This is a genomic window from Micropruina sp. (assembly GCF_047602385.1).
GTDB lineage: Bacteria > Actinomycetota > Actinomycetes > Propionibacteriales > Propionibacteriaceae > Micropruina.
The window spans coordinates 422,157-442,332 of sequence record NZ_JASGHL010000001.1 but is presented as its reverse complement, the minus strand read 5'-3'; the positions used below and the strand labels follow the sequence as shown (position 1 = coordinate 442,332).

At 70.1% G+C, this 20,176-nt stretch carries 20 protein-coding genes; 10 read left to right on the top strand and 10 right to left on the bottom strand.

The genetic code is table 11. The features are described 5' to 3' along the window. Positions 1–46 precede the first annotated feature (46 nt). Complete coding sequence (locus QM711_RS01995; protein ID WP_415096039.1) at positions 47–421, bottom strand: VOC family protein; 375 nt, start codon at positions 419–421, stop codon at positions 47–49. Positions 422–469: 48 nt separating this feature from the next. Between QM711_RS01995 and QM711_RS01990 the strand changes: the two genes are divergently transcribed. Next, complete coding sequence (locus tag QM711_RS01990; protein WP_415096038.1) at positions 470–1,336, top strand: AraC family transcriptional regulator; 867 nt, start codon at positions 470–472, stop codon at positions 1,334–1,336. Between the two features lie 109 nt (positions 1,337–1,445). Further along, positions 1,446–5,408: a multifunctional oxoglutarate decarboxylase/oxoglutarate dehydrogenase thiamine pyrophosphate-binding subunit/dihydrolipoyllysine-residue succinyltransferase subunit gene (locus QM711_RS01985; RefSeq protein ID WP_415096037.1), complete on the top strand. Its 3,963-nt coding sequence runs from the start codon at positions 1,446–1,448 to the stop codon at positions 5,406–5,408. Positions 5,409–5,567: 159 nt separating this feature from the next. Here QM711_RS01985 and QM711_RS01980 read toward each other — a convergent pair whose 3' ends face one another. Further along, positions 5,568–6,005, bottom strand: a complete 438-nt coding sequence (locus QM711_RS01980) for a hypothetical protein (protein WP_415096036.1) — start codon at positions 6,003–6,005, stop codon at positions 5,568–5,570. 203 nt (positions 6,006–6,208) lie between these two features. Here QM711_RS01980 and QM711_RS01975 point away from each other — a divergent pair, with 203 nt between their 5' ends. After that, on the top strand, positions 6,209–6,460 hold the full coding sequence (locus QM711_RS01975; RefSeq protein WP_415096035.1) for a WhiB family transcriptional regulator: 252 nt from the start codon (positions 6,209–6,211) through the stop codon (positions 6,458–6,460). Between the two features lie 11 nt (positions 6,461–6,471). On the opposite strand, the gene QM711_RS01970 is transcribed toward QM711_RS01975, so the two are convergent. Then, positions 6,472–7,929 carry a sensor histidine kinase gene (locus QM711_RS01970; RefSeq protein WP_415096034.1) on the bottom strand — a complete coding sequence of 486 codons (1,458 nt, stop codon included), beginning with the start codon at positions 7,927–7,929 and terminating at the stop codon, positions 6,472–6,474. A 74-nt stretch (positions 7,930–8,003) separates the two neighbouring features. On the opposite strand from QM711_RS01970, the gene QM711_RS01965 reads away from it, so the two are divergent. After that, positions 8,004–8,078, top strand: a complete 75-nt coding sequence (locus QM711_RS01965) for a 50S ribosomal protein bL37 (protein ID WP_413774476.1) — start codon at positions 8,004–8,006, stop codon at positions 8,076–8,078. 153 nt (positions 8,079–8,231) lie between these two features. Here the strand turns inward: QM711_RS01965 and rsrA are convergent, their stop codons facing one another. The 3 genes from rsrA to QM711_RS01950 all read right to left on the bottom strand — a co-directional run bounded on the left by rsrA (position 8,232) and on the right by QM711_RS01950 (position 9,947). Continuing rightward, positions 8,232–8,483, bottom strand: a complete 252-nt coding sequence (gene rsrA / locus QM711_RS01960; protein WP_415096033.1) for a mycothiol system anti-sigma-R factor — start codon at positions 8,481–8,483, stop codon at positions 8,232–8,234. Then, entirely contained in the window at positions 8,470–9,105 is a 636-nt protein-coding gene (locus QM711_RS01955) for a sigma-70 family RNA polymerase sigma factor (RefSeq protein ID WP_415096860.1), read from the bottom strand. Before QM711_RS01955 ends, rsrA begins: the two co-directional genes overlap by 14 nt. A 122-nt stretch (positions 9,106–9,227) precedes the next feature. After that, positions 9,228–9,947, bottom strand: coding sequence for an SOS response-associated peptidase (locus QM711_RS01950; protein WP_415096032.1), 720 nt, complete (start codon positions 9,945–9,947; stop codon positions 9,228–9,230). A 60-nt stretch (positions 9,948–10,007) separates the two neighbouring features. Between QM711_RS01950 and QM711_RS01945 the strand changes: the two genes are divergently transcribed. From QM711_RS01945 to QM711_RS01920, 6 genes are all read left to right on the top strand, one after another. Then, positions 10,008–10,652, top strand: a complete 645-nt coding sequence (locus tag QM711_RS01945) for a DoxX family protein (protein ID WP_415096031.1) — start codon at positions 10,008–10,010, stop codon at positions 10,650–10,652. Continuing rightward, positions 10,649–11,914 carry a 3-phosphoshikimate 1-carboxyvinyltransferase gene (aroA, locus tag QM711_RS01940; protein WP_415096030.1) on the top strand — a complete coding sequence of 422 codons (1,266 nt, stop codon included), beginning with the start codon at positions 10,649–10,651 and terminating at the stop codon, positions 11,912–11,914. The genes QM711_RS01945 and aroA overlap by 4 nt, the downstream gene beginning before the upstream one ends. Further along, on the top strand, positions 11,911–12,918 hold the full coding sequence (gene rsgA / locus QM711_RS01935; RefSeq protein ID WP_415096029.1) for a ribosome small subunit-dependent GTPase A: 1,008 nt from the start codon (positions 11,911–11,913) through the stop codon (positions 12,916–12,918). Before aroA ends, rsgA begins: the two co-directional genes overlap by 4 nt. A gap of 336 nt (positions 12,919–13,254) precedes the next feature. Further along, positions 13,255–14,043, top strand: coding sequence for an inositol monophosphatase family protein (locus QM711_RS01930; protein ID WP_415096028.1), 789 nt, complete (start codon positions 13,255–13,257; stop codon positions 14,041–14,043). Between the two features lie 431 nt (positions 14,044–14,474). Continuing rightward, a complete protein-coding gene (locus tag QM711_RS01925) occupies positions 14,475–15,095 on the top strand; it encodes a PadR family transcriptional regulator (RefSeq protein ID WP_415096027.1) in 621 nt (206 codons plus the stop codon). Continuing rightward, positions 15,092–16,645 carry a DHA2 family efflux MFS transporter permease subunit gene (locus tag QM711_RS01920; protein WP_415096026.1) on the top strand — a complete coding sequence of 518 codons (1,554 nt, stop codon included), beginning with the start codon at positions 15,092–15,094 and terminating at the stop codon, positions 16,643–16,645. The genes QM711_RS01925 and QM711_RS01920 overlap by 4 nt, the downstream gene beginning before the upstream one ends. A gap of 134 nt (positions 16,646–16,779) precedes the next feature. On the opposite strand, the gene QM711_RS01915 is transcribed toward QM711_RS01920, so the two are convergent. Genes QM711_RS01915 through QM711_RS01900 form a run of 4 tightly spaced genes read right to left on the bottom strand, consistent with a single transcriptional unit; the run spans position 16,780 to position 20,163 of the window. Then, on the bottom strand, positions 16,780–17,568 hold the full coding sequence (locus QM711_RS01915; protein ID WP_415096025.1) for an ABC transporter ATP-binding protein: 789 nt from the start codon (positions 17,566–17,568) through the stop codon (positions 16,780–16,782). Next, complete coding sequence (locus tag QM711_RS01910) at positions 17,565–18,398, bottom strand: ABC transporter ATP-binding protein (RefSeq protein ID WP_415096024.1); 834 nt, start codon at positions 18,396–18,398, stop codon at positions 17,565–17,567. Before QM711_RS01910 ends, QM711_RS01915 begins: the two co-directional genes overlap by 4 nt. Next, positions 18,395–19,207 (bottom strand): ABC transporter permease, encoded by an 813-nt coding sequence (locus QM711_RS01905; protein ID WP_415096858.1) that lies wholly within the window; start codon positions 19,205–19,207, stop codon positions 18,395–18,397. The genes QM711_RS01910 and QM711_RS01905 overlap by 4 nt, the downstream gene beginning before the upstream one ends. Then, positions 19,207–20,163 carry an ABC transporter permease gene (locus QM711_RS01900; RefSeq protein ID WP_415096023.1) on the bottom strand — a complete coding sequence of 319 codons (957 nt, stop codon included), beginning with the start codon at positions 20,161–20,163 and terminating at the stop codon, positions 19,207–19,209. The genes QM711_RS01905 and QM711_RS01900 overlap by 1 nt, the downstream gene beginning before the upstream one ends. Between the last annotated feature and the right edge of the window lie 13 nt (positions 20,164–20,176).

The following is a 20,176-nucleotide window of genomic DNA, read 5'->3' as shown; positions in this document are numbered from 1 at the left end:
CGACAGGCTCGACCACGGCGTCCGATCTGTCGTTCAGGTTCCCCGCTCAGCCCCAGTTGGCGGCTTTGGTGAGGCAGAACGGGTGGCCGTCCGGATCGAGCAGCACGATCCAGTCCTCACTCGGCTGCGGCTCTGCGCGCCGGGCGCCCAGTTCGGTCAGCCGCTTCGCGGCAGCCTCCAGGTCGTCCACCGCCAGGTCGAGGTGGAACTGCTTGGTGCCGTCCGGGTTGGGCCAGGCGGGTGCCTGCCAGCCGTCGGCCCGGCCGAAGCCGAGCCGGAGCGTGCCGTTGGTGGCCAGGCCGTAGTCGGCATCGGAGTAGGTCACCTCCCAGCCCAGTGCGGCAGCCCAGAACTCGGCTTCCTTGGCCGGGTCGGCGCAGTCGATCGTGACCATGGCCAGGGCGGCCGGAGCGTCGGTCATCGTTCCTCCTTCGATGCGGTGTCGGTCCAGACTTCTACACTCCCGTCTGTGGCGGCTAGTACGAATGCGACAGGACGCCTGCCGGCGTCCAAGGGGCTGCTGCGGCCGGAGGAGTTCGCCCAGCGGGTCAGCTTCGACGAGGTGCCGGCGTCCGGTCCGGCGGCACGCTGGGTCGAGCGGGTCTGGTCGTCCCGTTGGGATCTGCCCGAAGGGTCCGTGCTGACCACCTCGCTGCTGCCACACCCGGCGGTCGAGCTCACCATCGAGCGGGGCGAGTTGTCCCGAGCCGGTCATACCGGCGACGGTGTCTGGCTCACCGGGGTGGTCAGCCATCGGTTCGACGTGACGCTGCGCGGCCGCGGCGGTGTCGTCGGGATGAAGTTCCGGTCCGGTGGCTTCACCGCCTGGTCCGGGGTTTCCGCCCACCGGTTGACCGATCGGGTGGTGCCGGCCGCCGAGCGACTCGCGGACACCGAATCGCTGCGCCGGTTGGAGCTGTCGGCGAGTGATTCCGCGGCCGCACTACGGGACTTCGTCGAACAACGCGCGGACGCCGCCGGCCCGATCCCCGAGCTGGTGGACCGGGTCATGACGCTGCTCCGGCAACCCGCGCTAACCAGGGTGGACGCGCTGGCCGAGCGCTGCGACTGCTCGATCCGGACGCTGCAGCGCACGCTCCGCCGCTACGTCGGGGTAGGTCCGAAGTGGTTGGTCCGGCGGCACCGGATGCACGACGCGGTCGCGGCGCTGGACGCCGGTGCGACCGAGGGCCTGGCGGACCTGGCTGCCCGGCTCGGCTGGTACGACCAGAGCCAGTTCGCCCGTGACTTCGTCCGATTGGTCGGGGTCTCGCCCGGCGCCTATCGGGACCGCAGCCGCACCGGGACCGGGCGAGCCGGCCTCGCGGATTCGTGACGCGTCAGTTCGATCTGCGGCATGGCCGGTTCCACCCTCCGCTCAGTCTTAGTAGCATCGAACAGGTGCAGGCGTTGCTGCCTGCCCAAAGCTACGGAAGAAGGCGATCGTGCCCCTCGCGCCCGAGAATCTGACGGCGACGGACCAGCAAACCGACGAATTCGGCGCCAACGACTGGTTGATCGATGAGATGTACCAGGCCTACCGAGACGATCCGGCCTCGGTGGATCCACGTTGGCAGCGCTTCTTCGCCGAGCGCGCCGAGACCGCTGCCAACGGCACGCCGGTGGGAGCTGCTCCGGCGGGCACGCCGGAGGAGAAGCCGGCCAGCACCGCACCCGCCCAGCCGGCAGTTTCCGGCGTCGAGAAGCCGGCGGACCGCGCCCCCGAGAAGCCGTCCGCTCCCGCTGCCAAGCCGGCGCCGAAGCAGGCAGCTCCGGCCGCCGACGCCGCCGATCGAACGCCGGCCCCGGCGTCCCCGGACTCCTACTCGGTGGTCTCCGATCGCCGGCAGCGCAGCACCGCCACGCCGACCCAGCGGCCGGCGCCGGCGAAATCGCCGTCCGCCGCCGAGAGTCGCACCCAGCCGGCCAGGGTGGAGCCGACCGGCGGCGCCCGGCACGATCCGGCACCGGACTCGCCCGGCTCCGGCATGGGCCTGTCGGCCAACCGGCCGAATCTCGCGGTCCGGAACGCGGCGGCGTCCGAACCGACCAGGACGCAACTGCGCGGCGCCCCGATGCGCACCGCCCGCAACATGGACGCCTCACTGGCGATGCCGACGGCAACCTCGGTCCGCAACGTGCCGATGAAGCTGGCCATCGACCAGCGGCTGATGGTGAACTCGCATCTGGCCCGGACCACCGGCGGCAAGGTGTCGTTCACCCACCTGATCGGCTACGCCATGATCCAGGCGCTCAAGCGGGTGCCGGCCATGAACAACGCCTACGACGAGGTGGACGGCAAGCCTTTCCTGGTCGAGCCCAACACGATCAACCTCGGTCTGGCCATCGACCTGCCGCGTCCGGATGGCACCCGGCAGCTGCTGGTGCCGACCATCAAGGGCTGCGAGAACCTCAACTTCGGCCAGTTCTGGGCCGCCTACGAGGCGACCGTGCGCAAGACCCGCTCGGGCAAGCTGGAGGTCTCCGACTTCCAGGGGACGACGGCGACGCTGACCAATCCGGGCGGCATCGGCACCAGCCACTCGGTGCCCCGGCTGATGTCGGGCCAGGGGCTGATTCTCGGTGTCGGCTCGATCGACTACCCGCCGGAGTTCCAGGGCGCGTCCCAGCGCCGGATCACCGAGGCCGGGGTGTCCAAGGTGACGACCCTGACCTCGACCTACGATCACCGGATCATTCAGGGCGCCCAGTCGGGCGAGTTCCTCAAAGTGATCCATGAACTGCTGCTCGGCAAGCACGGCTTCTACGACGACATCTTCGCGTCGCTGCGGATTCCCTACGCACCGATCCGCTGGGCCCAGGACGTCAGCGCCGAGCGGCCCGGGCAGATCCCCAAGTCCGCCCGGGTGTTCTCGCTGATCGCCGCCTACCGGCAGTTCGGCCACCTGATGGCCGACATCGACCCGCTGGAGTACCGGCAGCGCTCGCATCCCGAGCTGACCCTCGAATACCACGGCCTGACCCTGTGGGACCTGGACCGCGAATTCCCGGTCGGCAACTTCGGCGGTCACGACGGCGAGGTGATGCAGCTGCGCGACATCCTCTCCACCCTGCGCGGCTCGTACTGCCGCAGCGTCGGGATCGAGTACATGCACATCCAGGACAACGATCAGCGGAGCTGGATCCAGGAGCGGGTCGAGGTGCAGCACGCTCCGTGGCCGCGGGAAGAACACCTGCGCATCCTCGATCGGCTCAACGAGGCGGAGATCTTCGAGACCTTCCTGCAGGCCAAATTCGTCGGCCAGAAGCGCTTCAGCCTCGAGGGCGGCGAGTCGACCATCGTGCTGCTGGACGAGTTGTGCGACCAGGCCGCGAACGCCGGCCTCGACGAGGTGTGCATCGGCATGCCGCACCGCGGACGGTTGAACGTGCTGGCCAACATCGTCGGCAAGAGCTACGGCCAGATCTTCCGCGAGTTCGAGGGCAACGTCGATCCCCGCCTCGCCCAGGGCACCGGTGACGTCAAATACCACCTGGGTGCCGAGGGCGAGTTCACCGCCCTGTCGGGAAAGACGATCAAGACCTCGGTGGCCGCCAACCCCAGCCACCTGGAGGCGGTCGACCCGGTGCTCGAGGGCATCGCCCGGGCGAAGCTCGACCAGCTCAGCGGCGCCGAAGGGTTCCCGGTGTTGCCGATCCTGCTGCACGGGGACGCCTCGTTCGCCGGCCAGGGCGTGGTCTACGAGACCCTGCAGATGAGTCAGCTGCGGCCCTACAAGACCGGCGGCACCGTCCACGTGGTGGTCAACAACCAGGTCGGCTTCACCACGTCCCCGTTCGACTCGCGGACCTCGGTGTACTGCACCGACGTGGCCAAGGCCATCCAGGTGCCGATCTTCCACGTCAACGGCGACGACCCGGAGGCGTGCGCCCGGATCGCTCAACTCGCCTTCCAGTACCGGGAGCGGTTCAACAAGGACGTCGTGCTCGACATCGTCTGCTACCGCCGCCGCGGCCACAACGAGGGCGACGACCCCAGCTTCACCCAGCCGCGGATGTACGACCTGATCGAACAGAAGCGCAGCGTCCGCAAGCTCTACACCGAGGCCTTGATCGGTCGCGGGGACATCAGCACCGAGGACGCCGAGACCGTCCTGACCCGGTTCCGCGACGGCTTGGAGAGTGTGTTCAAGGAGGCTCGTGAGGACGCCGAGGAGGACACCGGCTACCGCCGGGTGCCCTACTACCCGCCCAAGCTCGGCAAGACCCAGGGCACCACGATCAGCGCCCAGACGATGGCGACGATCGCCAACGCCCACGTCACCTTCCCGGACGGGTTCGCGGTGCATCCGAAGGTGCTGCCCCAGTTGCAGCGCCGTGCCGACGGCATCCTGAACGGTCCGATCGACTGGGCCACCGGCGAGTTGCTGGCGTTCGGCTCATTGCTGCTCGAGGGCCGTCCGGTTCGGCTGGTCGGCCAGGACAGCCGGCGCGGCACGTTCGTCCAGCGTTTCGCCACGGTGATCGACCGGAACTCTGCCGAGGCGTACGTCCCGCTCAACCATCTGGCCGACGACCAGGGCACCTTCCACGTCTACGACTCGCTGCTCAGCGAGTACGCGTCGATGGGCTTCGAATACGGCTACTCGGTCGCTGCGCCGGATGCGCTGGTCTGCTGGGAAGCCCAGTTCGGCGACTTCGCCAACGGCGCTCAGACCATCGCCGACGAGTTCATCGCCTCCGGCAACGCCAAATGGACCCAGAAGTCCGGCGTGGTGCTGATGCTGCCGCACGGTTACGAAGGCCAGGGACCCGACCACTCGTCGGCCCGGATCGAGCGCTGGCTGCAGCTGTGCCATGAGGGTGCACTCGCGGTCTGCCAGCCGTCCACCCCGGCCAGCTACTTCCATCTGCTGCGCACCCACGCGTACGTGAACTGGCATCGTCCGGTGGTGATCGCCACCCCGAAGTCGATGCTGCGCAGCAAGCAGGCAGTTTCCCAGCCGACCGACTTCACCCAGGGACGCTGGGAGCCGGCGATCGCCGACGCCACCATCGCCGATCCGTCCACGGTGCGGCGGATCCTGCTCTGCTCGGGCAAGATCCGCTGGGAACTGGTCAGTGCCCGGGCTGAGGCCGGCCTGGACGGCCAGGTGGCGATCATCCCGCTGGAGCGGTTGTACCCGCTGCCGGCCAAGGAGCTGGCGGCTCAACTGGCCGGCTATCCCTCCGACGCCGATATCCGCTTCGTCCAGGACGAGCCCGAGAACCAGGGTCCGTGGTGGTTCATGCAGCAGCATCTGCCCGAGGCGGTGGCAGCCTTCCTGCCCGGCTACCGGCTGAAGCTGACCGGCATCACCCGGCCGGCGGCGTCCGCACCATCGGTGGGCTCACTGAAGGTGCACCGGCAGCAGCATGACGAGCTGATCGCGCGCGCGTTCGCCTGAGAGCTCTTCCGCCGGTCGAGCCGGCCGTCGGTCGTCGGTCGTCGGTCGTCGGTCGTCGGTCGTCGGTCGATGGTTGAGCCTGTCGATGGTTGAGCCGGCCGAAACCCCCTGGTCAGCAGCATGATGCCCAGGGTCTCGACGGACTCGACCCGGAACGTCTCAGCGCGGGGTCCGGGAATCCCGTCCGAAGCGGGCGAACCAGCCCTGCCCCTCGACCTGCGGACGCTCGCCCTCGCGCGACGAGCGACTCTTCAGCGCCCGACTGGTGCTGGGCATCGCAACCCCGACCACCGCGCCCAGGCAGGCGAGTACCAGCAGCCACATCCAGGGCTGCTCGAGCAGGTACTCGCCGAAGCCGAAGCCGGCCATCAGGGCGAAGGCGACGACCGGTCCACGGGCCCAGAGCCGCAGTTGCCACAGACCTACCGCCGAGCCGATCAGGATCAGCCCGTAGGCGGCGAGCAGGATGCCGATCTGGACGCTGAAGACGCCGTGACCGGCGGCCGCGCTGATCCCGGCGAGGACCAGGAAACCCACCCCGAGCGCGATCGCGCAGCCGACCGCTATCCTCAGCCCGACGGGGCGCTCCTGTTGCACGCCCCCACCGTAGACCACCTGCCGGAAAATGCGCCGTCAGCAGAATCATGGTCGAGATCGGCTCACTGGTTGGCGGGGGGCTTGTACTGGACGCCTACCATTGCAAGGCTTCTATCTCGCACTCGTGTGCCGCATCGAAGATCGGGCGTCCACGCCCCTCACGGCACCGCTGACTATTCCACTAAGAAGGAGTTGGAAACCGCATGGATTGGCGCCATCGTGCCGCCTGCCTCACCGAGGATCCGGAACTGTTCTTCCCGGTTGGCAACACCGGGCCCGCCCTGATGCAGATTCAGGAGGCCAAGAAGGTGTGCAAGCGCTGCGACGTCCGCGAGGCCTGCTTGCAGTGGGCCCTGGACGCCGGGCAGGACCACGGCGTATGGGGTGGGCTCAGCGAGGACGAGCGCCGGGCGCTCAAGCGCCGCGCCGCCCGATCGCGGGTGCGCACCGGCTGAACCTTCTTGGCTCAGGCCAGTGGAATGGCCACCCGCGCCACCGTGCCCACGCCGGTATCGGAGGTGGCCAGCGAGAACTCGCCGCCCAGGTCGTCCACCAGTGTGGTGACGATCGACAGACCGAGGCTGTTGGTGGTGCTCAGCGAGAAGTCCGCCGGCAGCGGCGCGCCCTGATTGGTCACCTCGACCACCAGCCGGCCGTCGTCCTGGCAGGGCTTCACCCAGACGATGCCGCGCTCCTGCCCCAGGCCGTGCTCGATCGCGTTCTGGCAGAGTTCGGTGAGCACCAGCGACAGGCTGGTCGCGACGTCGGCGGGCACGTAGCCGAAGGTGCCCTCGCGGCGCAGCTGCACCGGGCCGCCGGTGGCGGCGACGTCCACCACCATCCGCAGCAGCCGGTCCGCGACGTCGTCGAATTTGACCGCGGTGTCGAACGCCTGGGACAGGATCTCGTGGACCACCGCGATCGCACCGACCCGCTTCATTGCGTCGGTGAGGGCATCGGTCGCCTCGGGCGAGGAGATCCGGCGCGCCTGCAGCCGCAACAGCGCCGCCACGGTCTGCAGGTTGTTCTTCACCCGGTGGTGGATCTCGCGAATGGTGGCGTCCTTGGTGACCAGCTGGCGTTCCCGGCTGCGCAACTCGGTGGTGTCGCGGCAGAGCACCAGGCGGCCGCACGGGCCGTGGGCGTCGTTGAGGTTGATGATCCGCAGCCGCAGCTGGACGTCGGGGGTTTCCACCTCGACCTCGCGGTGACCGCGGCCGCCCAGCACCGTCGGCAGCGCCATCTCGACCGGCGCGCGGTCGCGCAGCAGCGACATGGTGACCGATGCCAGGTTCTCGCCCTCCAGATCGGTCGGCAGGCCGAGCCGGCGGTAGGCACTCACCGCGTTCGGGCTGGCGAAGGTGACCAGGCCGGTGGCGTCCACCCGGATCATTCCGTCGCCGACCCGGGGCGACACCCACGGCACGGATTTGTCGCTGCCGGCCGGGAACTCGGCGCGATGGACCATCCCGGACAGCACGTCGGCAGCCTCCAGGTAGGCGTCCTCAAGCGCACCGGGCGCCCGGACGCCGAGCCGGTTGGTGTGCGCCTCGACGATCCCGATCACCCGGCCCCGACGGACCACCGGGATGGCGTGCACGTCGACGGGAATACCCGCGTTGAGCTGGTTGTCACTGGTCCGGGTCACCTCGTGGGAGAGGTAGGCCTCGGTGACCTGGTGCTCGGGGTCGTAGTGGATGTCCTCGCCGACCACGTCGTCCTCGAGCGCGGTCGGCCCGGTGGTCGGACGCACCTGGGCGCAGGCCCAGAACACGTTGTCGTCGACGTCCGGCACCCACAGGATCAGGTCCGAAAAGGCGAGATCGGCGAGCAGGTGCCACTCGGCGACCAGGTGCTCCAGCCAGTCGACGTCGTCGTCGGCTAGGGCCGTGTGCACGCTGATCACCTCGGCCATCGACAGCATGCCTGTCACCCTATGGCAGAATGGCAAGCCGCGCCGACGGCGCCCCACGAGCAGAACGACGACAGGAGACAACGATGGGCAAGGGTGGACGCAAGCGTCGCTCGCGCAGGCGGAACAAGGCGAATCACGGCAAGCGTCCCAACGCCTGAGCCTTCGACGTCGAGGGCCTGGCGCAACTGGCCAAGGCCCTCCCTAACTATCTCTGCCCTCCCACATGTGGGAGGGCAGAGATAGTTAGGGAGGGCCTGGTCGATTGTGGGTGTTGCGCTACGCGATCTGCACGGTGGATACCGGACGAGGGCTCAGCTCTCGTCGACGATGACCGTCATCGTGGTGACCTGGGTGACCCGGACGCGCAAGGTGTCGGGTGCCCGCGAGGTCGAGCAGCAGCGCTTCACCAAGGCTCGCAGATGCTCCTCGGTGCCGAACCGGTCGAAGCACGGCTCGCAGGCGTCCAAGTGGGCACGGATGGTGTCGGCGTCCGCGTCGTCGAGCTCCTTGTCCAGGAACTCGTACAGCCGGGCCAGGGCCGACGCACAGTCACCGCTGGTCATCGTCGTCACCCCGCTTGGACAGGCCGTGCTCGACGGCGTAGTCGGCGAGTGCGGTCCGGAGCTGGTTGCGGCCGCGGTTCAGCCGGGACATCACCGTGCCGATCGGGGTGCCCATGATCTCGGCGATCTCCTTGTAGGAGAAACCCTCGACATCGGCCAGGTAGACCGCCAGCCGGAAGTCTGGCGAGAGCGCGTTCATGGCGTCGGTGACCGCGGAGTCGGGCATCCGGTCCAGGGCGTCCATCTCGGCGGTGCGCAGGCCGTCGGAGGTGTGCGCCTCGGCCCGGGCCAGCTGCCAGTCCTCGATCTGGTCGCCGCCGGAGGTCTGCGGCTGCCGCTGGCGCTTGCGGTAGGTGTTGATGTAGCTGTTGGTCAGGATCCGGTACAGCCAGGCCTTCAGATTCGTTCCGGGGGTGAACTGGTGGAACGATGCGAACGCCTTGGCGTAGGTGTCCTGGACCAGGTCCTCGGCGTCCGCGGGGTTGCGGGTCATCCGCAACCCGGCGCCGTAGAGCTGATCCAGGTAGCCCATCGCGTCGCGTTCGAACCGCGCGGCGCGCTCGCTGGGGGTCTCCGTCGCCAGATCGACGACGGTCTCCTCGTCGGCAGCAGGAATGGTCATCGCGTACGAGAGTAGCGGGTCGGCCAGCCGGGCCGCCGGACGCTCGGTGCGCGCCGTGCTGAGGGTGCTCATCACATGGCTGGCAACGCCTCATGCCACGCCGGTATTCCCACCGGTGGCGCTCACGACTCCGCGAGCGGCTCGATCAGTTCCGGTCCGTCATTGCCCACCGTGCTCACCAGCCGGGACACCGCGTACGCCTCCAGCGCCGCGCCCGGGACGTCCAGCAGGTCGAGTGCGCCCTCGGTGCGCTGCGGGTCGAGCCAGGCGTCCCAGCGATCGGGGCGGACGGTCATCGGCATCCGCTCGTGGATGTGGCCGACGGCGTCCGCGGCGGTGGTGGTGATGATCGTGCAGGTGCTCAGCCACTCCCCCGCCGGCGACTTCCAGAACTCGTACAGGCCGGCCATCGCCAGCGGCGTGCCGTCGGCGGGATGAATGAAGAACGGCTGCTTGGGCGGACGCCGCTTGGCGGGCAGTTCGGCATCGCCTTCCGCCGCGTACCACTCGTAGAAGCCGTCGGCCGGCAGCAGGCACCGGCGCACCGCCAGCGGACGCCGGAAAGCAGGCTTGCTGTCCAGCGTCTCGAACCTGGCGTTGATCATCCGGGCCGCACCCTTGGGGTCGCGCGACCAGGACGGCACCAGTCCCCAGCGCAACTCGACCAGCTTGCGGACGACCTGGGCGGGGGCGTCCTTGGGGGCACGCTCGACCACCGCGACCACGGGGTCGGTCGGGGCGATGTTGTACCGGGGGCCGGGCAGCGGATCGGCCACCTCGTCGATCTCGTAGACCTCTTCGAGCCATTCGGTGTCCGCCGACGATGCATACCGTCCACACATGTGGGTGAGAGTAGTCCGAACCCGCTTGGACAACGGGCCGCCAAGCGCTAGACATAGTGCATGAGTCTGCTGCGCTTCGCGGCCCGCACCATGCTGGCCAGCTTCTTCGTCGTCAACGGTGTCAAGGCGATGCGTGATCCGGGGCCGCTGGTGGCCGCGACCGAGCCGCTCGCCAAGACCCTCCTGCCGCTGGCGGAGAAGTCGCTGCCGCCCCAGGCCGCCGCCTACCTGCCCGAGGACGCCAAGGGCCTGGTCCGGCTGACCGGCCTGGCCCAGGTGGTCGGCGGGCTGAGCCTGGCGACCGGCATCGGACGCCGGATCGGCGCGTTCGCGCTCGCCGCGAGCATGGCTCCGCAACTGCTGGCCAGCAACCCGTTCACCGGGGACTCCGGCGAGGACGGCGGCGTCAAGGACAGCTTCCTGCGCAACCTCGCGCTGACCGGCGGGGTGCTGTTGGCGGCCCAGGACACCGAAGGCCGGCCCGACCTGGCCTGGCGGGCGAAGAACCGGGCCGAGCTGCTGAGTCGCGAAGCCGGGCACACCAAGGCCGCGATCTCCCGCGAGGCCGCGCACACCAAGGCGACGCTGTCGCGGGAGGCCGCCCACGCCAAGGCCGGCCTGGCTCGCGAAGGCAAACGTGCCGCCCGCAAGGCCAAGAAGGTCGCCGGCAAGGCCACCAAGACGATCGAAGGTGCCCTGAAGTGACGCCGGTGGCGGCCCCGGAGCGTTCCGGGCCGCTGCGGGCCACCCTGGTCGTCCCCGGTTCGAAATCGGCCACCGCGCGCGGCTACCTGCTGGCCGCGTTGGCCGACGCACCCTCGGTGTTGCGCGGCGTCCTCGACGCTCGGGACACCCGCCTGATGCGCGCTGCCCTGACCGCGCTGGGGGTCGGTTTCACCGACCTCGGCCCCGACCAGGTGCGGGTGCAGCCGCCGGACGCGTTCACCCCGTCCGACATCGAGGTCGGCCTGGCCGGCACCCTGATGCGGTTCCTGCCGCCGGTCGCCGCGCTGGCTGCCGGCGCCAGCCGGTTCGACGGCGACCCGGAGGCCCGGCTGCGCCCGGTCAGGCCGCTGCTGGACGGGCTGGCCCAGGCCGGCGTCCGGATCGATCACCCGGAGGCGCTGCCGTTCACCGTGCGCGGGACGGGATCCGTCGCCGGCGGCCGGGTGAGCATCGACGCCTCCGGATCGAGCCAGTTCGTCTCCGGGCTGCTGCTGGCCGGTGCCCGTTTCGACGCCGGCCTCGACCTGGCGCACCTCGGCGGCACGCTGCCGTCCCGGCCGCACATCGGGCTGACCGTGGCGATGCTGCGCGACCGCGGCGTCCGGATCGACCAGATCGAGGGCGAGGATCGCTGGCGGGTCGCGCCGGGCCCGATCGCCGCCCGCGACGAGACGATCGAACCCGACCTGATCAACGCAGCCACCTTCCTGGCCGCGCCGCTGCTGCTCGGCGGCGAGGTCACCACCGCCTGGCCGCGGCACACCGTCCAGGCCGCCGACACGATTCTGGAGGTGCTCTCCGCGCTGGGCGGCACGGTGCGCACCGCGTCCGACTCGGTGACCGTGTCCGGCACCGGCAGCGTGCGCGGCGCCGACCTCGATCTCTCCCTGGCCAGCGAGCTCACCTGCGTCGCCGCGGCGCTGCTCGCGGTGGCGGACGCGCCCGGCAGCATCCGGGGGGTGGGGCACGTCCGCGGCCACGAGACCGACCGGCTGGCCGCACTCGAGTCCGAGATCAACGCCCTCGGCGGAGAGGTGTCGCAGACCGCCGACGGACTGCGGATCACGCCGCTGCCACTGCGCGGCGGCATCTTCCACACCTACGCCGATCACCGGATGGCACACGCCGGCGCGCTGCTCGGCCTCGCCGTCCCCGGGTTGCGGCTCGACGACGTGAGCTGCACGACCAAGACGTTGCCGGACTTCCCGGGTCTGTGGAGTCGGCTGGTGGACGGCGCGTGAGTCGTCGGTTGAGCGGTGCGGTCACCGAGGACGACCACACCGGTTTCGGGCGCCCGCCCCGCCGCACCCGGCCGCGGACCAAGGACCGCCCGGACTACTCCGATGCCCCGCAGGCCATCGTCACCACCATCGACCGCGGCCGCTACCGGTGCCTGCTCGCCGACGTGCCGCTGACCGCCACCAAGGCGCGCGCCCTCGGCCGGAAGGGCGTCATCGTCGGCGACCGGGTGGGCGTGGTCGGTGACCTCAGCGGCGGTGAGGGCACGCTGGCCCGGATCGTCGAGGTGCTGCCCCGCCGCACCGTGCTGCGCCGCACCGCCGACGACACCGACCCGTTCGAACGGCCGATCGTGGCCAATGCCGACCAGCTGGTGATCGTCACCGCGCTGGCCGATCCGCCGCCCCGGACCGGGATGATCGACCGCATCCTGGTCGCCGCCTACGACGCCGGTCTCGACCCGGTGCTCTGCCTCACCAAGGAGGACCTGGCGCCGGCCGACGAGCTGGTCGCTGCCTACGCCCCGCTGGACGTCCCGATCGTGACCGTCCGTCCGGGTGCCGATCTGACCGAGCTGCGGGAACTGCTGCAGGACCGGACCAGCGTGCTGATCGGGCATTCCGGGGTGGGCAAGTCCACGCTGGTGAACGCGCTGATCCCCGGGATCGGCCGGGCCACCGGCGAGGTGAACGAGGTCACCGGACGGGGCCGGCACACGTCCACCTCGGCGATCGCGCTCGAGCTGCCCGCCCATGCCGGCTGGGTGATCGACACCCCCGGCGTCCGCTCGTTCGGGCTGAGCCACGTCACCCGCGACTCGATCGTGGCCGCCTTCGGCGACCTCGCCGAACTGACCGCCGAATGCCCGCGCGGCTGCACCCACGGCACCGACGCGCCCGAATGCGCCCTGGACGTCGCGGTCGCCGACGGACGGCTGGCGCCCGAGCGGCTGGAGTCGTTCCGCCGGATGGAAGGTGCCTGGGCGGACCGCCCGGCCTCCGGCTGACGGTTCCCCCAGTCACCGGGGACGGTTCCCCCAGTCACCGGGGACGGTTCCCCCAGTCACCGGGGACGGTTCCCCTGGTCACCGGGGACGGTTCTCTTGGTCACCGGGGACGGTTCTCTTGGTCACCGGGGACGGTTCTCTTGGTCACCGGGGACGGTTCCCCCGGTCACCAGGGACGGTTCCCCCGGTCACCGGGGACGGTTCTCCCGGTCACCAGGGACGGTTCTCCCGGTCACCAGGGACGGTTCCCCCAGTCACCAGGGGAAGTTCTCTTGGGCACGACCGCTGCAGGCGCCGGGAGCGCAGGCACGCCGCCGAACCGATAGGTTGAGCCATATGGCGGAGCAGAGCTACCTGGACGATCTTCGACTGGCCCATGTGATGGCTGACAACGCCGATTCGCTGACCATGAGCCGGTTCAAGGCGCTCGATCTGAAGGTCGACTCCAAGCCCGATCTCACCCCGGTCAGCGACGCCGACGTCGCCGTCGAGGACGCCATCCGCCGCACCCTGAAGACCGCTCGTCCCCGTGACGCCGTCCACGGCGAGGAGCGCGAGGACACCGGCTGGGGTCCGCGGCGCTGGATCATCGACCCGATCGACGGCACCGCCAACTTCGTCCGCGGCGTCCCGGTGTGGGCGACGCTGATCGCGCTGATGGTCGAGGGCGAGGTGAAGGTCGGCGTGGTCTCGGCCCCCGCGCTCGGACGCCGGTGGTGGGCCAGCGTCGGTGGCGGCGCGTTCTGCGGTAAGACCCTGCTGCAGGGCCAACCCTGCCGGGTGTCCGCCGTGGCCAGCATCGAGGACGCGTCGCTGTCCTACTCGTCCATCCACGGTTGGGTGGAGACCAGCCGCGGCCAGCAGTTCGTCGACCTGATGCGCGGCTGCTGGCGGACCCGCGCCTACGGCGACTTCTGGAGCTACATGCTGCTCGCCGAAGGCTCGGTCGACATCGCCACCGAACCCGAACTGGCGCTGCACGACATGGCCGCCCTGGACGTCATCGTCCGCGAGGCCGGCGGCCGGTTCACCAACCTGGACGGCGCGGACGGCCCGCACGGCCCCGGCGCCATCGCCACCAACTCCTTCCTGCACGACGCCGTCGTCGAGCAACTAGCCGAGTAGGCCGAATTCGAGGGCCCCCCGCGATCCTGCGCGATCCCCTCCACCGGCGACCTGCCCCGCACTGCTTGAGCCCGCAGCCACGGCACCCGACGAGACCTCCGATCCCGCATCACCGTGGCTCCGCGATCTCGACAACGCCGTCCGATGGAGGGAAAGCTCGGCGATTTCGTGTCACGACTCGAAATCGGACGGCCTTCCCTCCATCGGTGAGCGATCTCGACATCGCTGCCTCCTCGGGAAGGCACAGAGATCTGACGAGAGCGCCCAGATCGTCCCGCCAACCTCGCAGCTCCCGCCTCGCGGGTATTGCGAACCCGCTGAGCGCCGGTGTCGCCCAGCACCTGGGTGTTGCGTGCTGCCACATCGGCACCTATAGTCCACATTGACTAATCGATCCGGATCATTACAGCCGAACCATCCGAGGTGACTGCATGAGGGACGACGTCGACCGGCTGACTCCGTTGGGCGTGATGGTGCTGGCGCTGCTGCGCGAAGGCGACATGCACCCCTACGAGATGATCCGGCTGATGCGCCAGCGGCACGAGGACCGGCTGGTTCCGCTCACCAACGGCACGGTGTACCACACCGTGGCCCGGCTGACCCGCGCCGGCCTGCTCACCGAGGTGGGCACCGACCGCGAGGGCAACCGTCCTGAGCGCACCACCTACACCCTCACCGACGGCGGCCGGGACGCGGTGACCGACTGGGTCCGCCGCGAACTGGGCCGGATCGACCGTCCCGCCGAGTTCCGGATCGCGCTGGCCGAATCGCACAACCTGCCCCGCCATGAGGTCGAAGACCTACTGGGCGGACGCCAAGCGGCTCTCACCGCCGAACAGACGATCCTGCGCGCCGGCCTGAACAAGGCCCGCAGTCGGGACGTCCCCGAGCAGTACCTGGTCGAGATCGATCGCCAAGCCACCCTGCTGGAGGCCGAGCTCCGCTGGACAGCGGAGTTCCTCGTCCGGCTTCAGAACAACGACATCGACTGGGGCCCGCCGTCGCATCGCGCACCGGCCAGCGGCTCCGCCTATCGAGAGGCAACACAATGAGCGAACCAACCCGGGCGATCACCGCCCACTCCCCGGGCCACGGCTCGCAAGGACCGGCCAACCCCTGGCCGGCCCTGTGGGCGCTGGTGGTCGGCTTCTTCATGATCCTGGTCGACACCACGATCGTCTCGGTCGCGAACCCGGCCATCAAGGCGGCCCTCGACCCGACCACCAACAACCTCGACAACGTGGTGTGGGTGACCAGCGCCTACCTGCTCTCCTACGCCGTCCCGCTGCTCATCACCGGACGCCTCGGCGACCGGTTCGGCCCGCGCACCATCTACCTGATCGGGCTGGCCATCTTCACCCTGGCCTCGCTCGGCTGCGGCCTGTCCACCTCGCTGGGCATGCTGGTGGCGATGCGCGCCGTACAGGGCATCGGCGCCTCCCTGATGACTCCGCAGACCATGGCGGTGATCACCCGGACCTTCCCGGCCGAGCGGCGCGGCGCCGCGATGGGGCTGTGGGGCGCCACCGCCGGGATGGCCACCCTGGTCGGCCCGCTCGCCGGCGGCCTGTTGGTGGACGGCTTGGGCTGGGAATGGATCTTCTTCATCAACCTGCCGGTCGGCGTGATCGGTTTCGTGCTGGCCTGGGTGCTGGTGCCGAAGCTGCCGACCCATCCGCACCGGTTCGACGTTCTCGGCGTCGTGCTCAGCGCCGTCGCCCTGTTCCTGATCGTGTTCGGGCTGCAAGAGGGCGAGGCCTACGCCTGGGGTCCGATCTGGGGGCCGATCTCGGTGTGGGAGCTGATCGTCGCCGGCGTCGTCGTACTGGCGGCCTTCGTCTGGACGCAGGCCCGCACCCGCAACGAACCCCTGGTGCCGCTGGAACTGTTCCGCGACCGCAACTTCTCGGTGTCCAACCTCGCCATCGCGGCGGTCGGGTTCACCGTGACCAGCATGTCGCTGCCGCTGATGTTCTTCATCCAGCTGGCGATCGGATTGAGCCCGACCCAGGCGGCGCTGCTGCTGATCCCGATGGCGGTGCTGTCCGGCGTCCTCGCGCCGTTCGCCGGCCAGCTGCTCGACCGCACCGATCCGCGGATGCTGCTGGTGCCCGGACTGCTGCTGACCGCCGGCGCACTGTTCTGGTACGCCGCGCTGATGCACGCCGACACCCCGGTCTGGATGTTCCTGCTGCCCTCGGCGATGATGGGCATCGGCAACGCCGGCATGTGGGGTCCGCTGGCGACCACCGCCACCCGCAACCTGCCACCGCGCCAGGCCGGAGCCGGTGCCGGCATCTACAACACCACCCGGACGATCGGCTCGGTGGTCGGGTCCGCCGCCATCGCCGCCTTCATGCAGGCCCGGCTGGCGGCGAACCTGCCCGGCGCCGCCCAGCACAGCGGCGGGTTCGGCGAGGGCAAGCTGCCCGCCTTCGTGCTGGAGGGCTTCTCCGCCGCAATGGCGCAATCGGTGCTACTGCCGGCCAGCGTGCTGCTGGTGGGCGTCGCCGCGGTGCTCTTCCTGCGCCGTCCGGAGGCACTGAGCAGCGGCTACCGGCCCGCCCGCGCCATCGAGTTGCAGCCGGACCCGGTGCCCTGATCCGGGCCGGCTGGTCACAGCGGGTTTCGACAAGCTCAACCAGCGGTCCGCCGTCGATCGAGCCTGTCGAGATCCCGGTTTCGACAGGCTCAACCACCGACAGGCTCAACCACCGACAGCTCGACCAGCGGAGTTCAGCTGGTCCGCAGCCGGGGAATCGCGGCGATCAAGGAACGCGTGTAGTCGGCGGACGGCTGGGCGAACACCTGCTCGGCGGGACCTTGCTCCTCGATCCGCCCAGCGCGCAGCACCACTACGGACTCGCACAGGTGACGCACCACCGACAGGTCGTGGCTGACGAAGATCAGGGTCAGCCCGCGGGAGGCGACCAGGTCGGCGAGCAGGTTCAGCACCTGCGCCCGGACGCTGACGTCGAGCGCCGACACCGGTTCGTCGGCGATCAGCACCCGTGGGTCCGGCGCCAAGGCACGGGCGATCGCGATCCGCTGCCGCTGCCCGCCGGAGAACTCGTGCGGGTAGCGGGACGCGGCATCCGCGGGCAGGTCCACGGCGTCCAGCACCTCACCCAGCCGGACCCGGGAGTCCACCGGGTCGAGGGCCTGGCGCAGGTGCCGCGACCGCAGCGGCTCGGTGACGATCGAGCCGACGGTCATCCGCGGGTTCAGCGAACTGCGCGGATCCTGGAACACCAGCTGGACGGCGGCCCGCAGGAAACCGAGCCGGGGCTCCCGCAGGCCGCTGACCTGCTGGCCCTCGAAGGTCACGGTGCCGGACGTCGGACGATCCAGCGCCGCCATCAGCCGGATCAGGGTGGACTTCCCCGATCCCGACTCCCCCACGATGCCGAGCCGCTGACCGGCGCTGACGTCGAGACTGACGCCGTCCAGCGCCCGGACGCGTCCGTCGCGACCGAAGGTCCGGGTCAGGTCCCGCACCTGGTAGAGCGGCACTCCGGTGGTCATCGCACCTCCCGCGGGTAGAAGTCCTCGACGGTGGGCAGCCGCTGGCCCGCCGGCACCTGGTCGATCCGCGCGGTCGCCACCAGTCCTGTCGTGTAGGGGTGCTCGGGTGCGGTGAACAGCTTGGCCACCGGCCCGGCCTCGACGATCCGGCCGTCCAGCATCACCAGTGCATCGCTGCAAACCTGCGACACCACGGCCAGGTCGTGGCTGATGAACAGGCAGGCGGCGCTTTCGGCGGTCAGCACCTCGTCGAGCAGCCGCAGCACCTTGGCCTGCACCGTGACGTCCAGGGCCGTGGTCGGCTCGTCGCAGATCACCAGATCGGGCGAGTTGATCAGCGCCATCGCCAGCAGACAGCGCTGCCGCTGACCGCCGGAAAGCTGATGCGGGAAGCTGTCGGCGATCCGCTCGGCATCGGCCAGGCCGACCCGTCCGAGCATCTCGATCACCTGCGTGCGCGCGGTGCCCGACCGCTCGGGAGCATGCAGCCGCAGCACCTCGGCTACCTGCCGCCCGACTCGCATCGTGGGATCGAGCGCCGTCATCGGCTCCTGGAAGACCATCGACACCAGATCGCCGCGCAGCCGGGCGTGTGCGGTCTCGTCCAGCCCGATCAGCTCGCGGCCGGCCAGCCGCACCGAGCCGCTGACCTGGGCGTTCTCCGGCAGCAGCCCCAGTACGGCCAGTGCCGTCACGGTCTTGCCCGAGCCGGACTCACCGATGATGCCCAGTCGCTGTCCGGCGTCCAGGGTGAAACTGACCGCGTCGACGGCGACCCGGCGCCGGCGTCCGAACGCGACCGACAGCTCGGTGACTTCGAGCAGGCTCACTTCACCTCCCGCAGCCGCGGGTCGAGCAGATCGCGCAGGCCGTCGCCGAGCAGGTTGAAGCCGAGCACGGCGGTGGCGATCGCCAGACCCGGCCAGACCGCCTGCAGCGGCGCGTTGAACATCACCGACTGGGCGTCGCGCAGCATCTTTCCCCAGGTCGGCACGATCGCCGCCGTGGAGAGGCCCAGGTAGCTCAGCGCCGCCTCGGCCAGGATCGCCAGCGCGAAGGTCACCGAGGCCTGGACGCCGATCAGCGGCGCGATGTTGGGCAGCACGTGCCGCAGCGAGATGCCCGGCCAGCGGGTGCCGGAGGACCGCGCGGCCAGCACGAAATCGCTGCTCATCACCTGCAGGGTGCCGGCCCGGGTGATCCGGGCGAAGCTGGGAATGGTGGCCAGGCCGATCGCGGTCATCGCCGTCACCGGCGACGCACCGAACCGGGCCGCCAGCAGGATCGCCAGCAGGAGGGCGGGGAAGGCGTAGGCGATGTCGGTGATCCGCATCACGATCTCATTCAGCCAGCGCGGACCCTGACCGGCGAGCATGCCGATCGGGACGCCGAGCAGCGCGGCGATGCCGACCGAGACCACGCCGACCACGATGGTGGTCCGCGCGCCGACCAGGATCCGGCTGAGGTTGTCGATGCCCATCCCGTCGGTGCCGAGCCAGTGCGTGGGGCTCGGTCCGCGCAGCCGCTGCCCCGGCACCACCAGGGTCGGGTCGTACGGCGTCCAGACCAGCGACACCAGGGCCATCAGCACGACCACCACGACCAGCGTCGCCCCTAGCCACAGCCCGGCGCGGCGCATCACGCCCGCTCCGTCCGGAGCCGGGGATCGATCCACGCGTACGACAGGTCGACCAGGAAGTTGATCAGCAGCACCGAGGCGGCCAGGAACATCACCACGCCCTGCACGATCATCAGGTCGCGCTGCGAGACGGCGGTGAGCAACTGGCTGCCGAGCCCCGGCAGGGCGAACACCTGCTCGATCACGATGGCACCGACCAGCACCGCGGAGAGCTGCAGGCCCACCACGGTCACCAGCGACAACGCCGCGTTGCGCAGCCCATGCCGCAGCAGTGCCGGGAACGGCCGCCAGCCCACCGCCCGCGCCGTCCGGTAATAGTCCTCACTGAGCACCTCGATGAAGGCCGAGCGGACGTAGCGGACCAGCACCGCCGACTGCACGATCGCCAGCGACACCACCGGGAGCACCAGATGGGACGCCCACTCCAGCGGGCTGACGGCGAGCGGCACGTAGCCGTTGGCCGGCAGCCAGCGCAGCCCGACGGCGAAGACCAGCACCAGCACGATCGCCGCCCAGAAGGCCGGGACGGCCATGCCCAGCTGGGACGCCGCCGAGGCCACGAACCCCTGCCAGGAGCGTCGCTTCATCGCGGCCAGCATGCCCACCGGAAGCGCGACGGCGATGGCCAGCAGCAGCGCGAAGATCACCAGCCACAGGGTCACCGCGATTCGTGGCGCCATCAGGTCGGTGACACTTTGCCGAGTGAAATAGGAGTGCCCGAAATCGCCGTGCAGCATGCCGCCCGCCCACTGGAAGTAGCGCACCGTCCAAGGCCGGTTGAGCCCCAGTTCGGCAGTGAGGGCATCGATCTGCGCCTGGGTGGCGCCGTCGCCGAGCATCACCTCGGCGACCTGGCCCGGCAGGGCCGAGCACACCGCGAACACCAGCAGGGACGCGCCCAGCAGGCTCAACGCGAAGATCGCGAGCCGTCGCCCGAGGAACGCCAGGATCGGCACGGAGCGCTCTGTT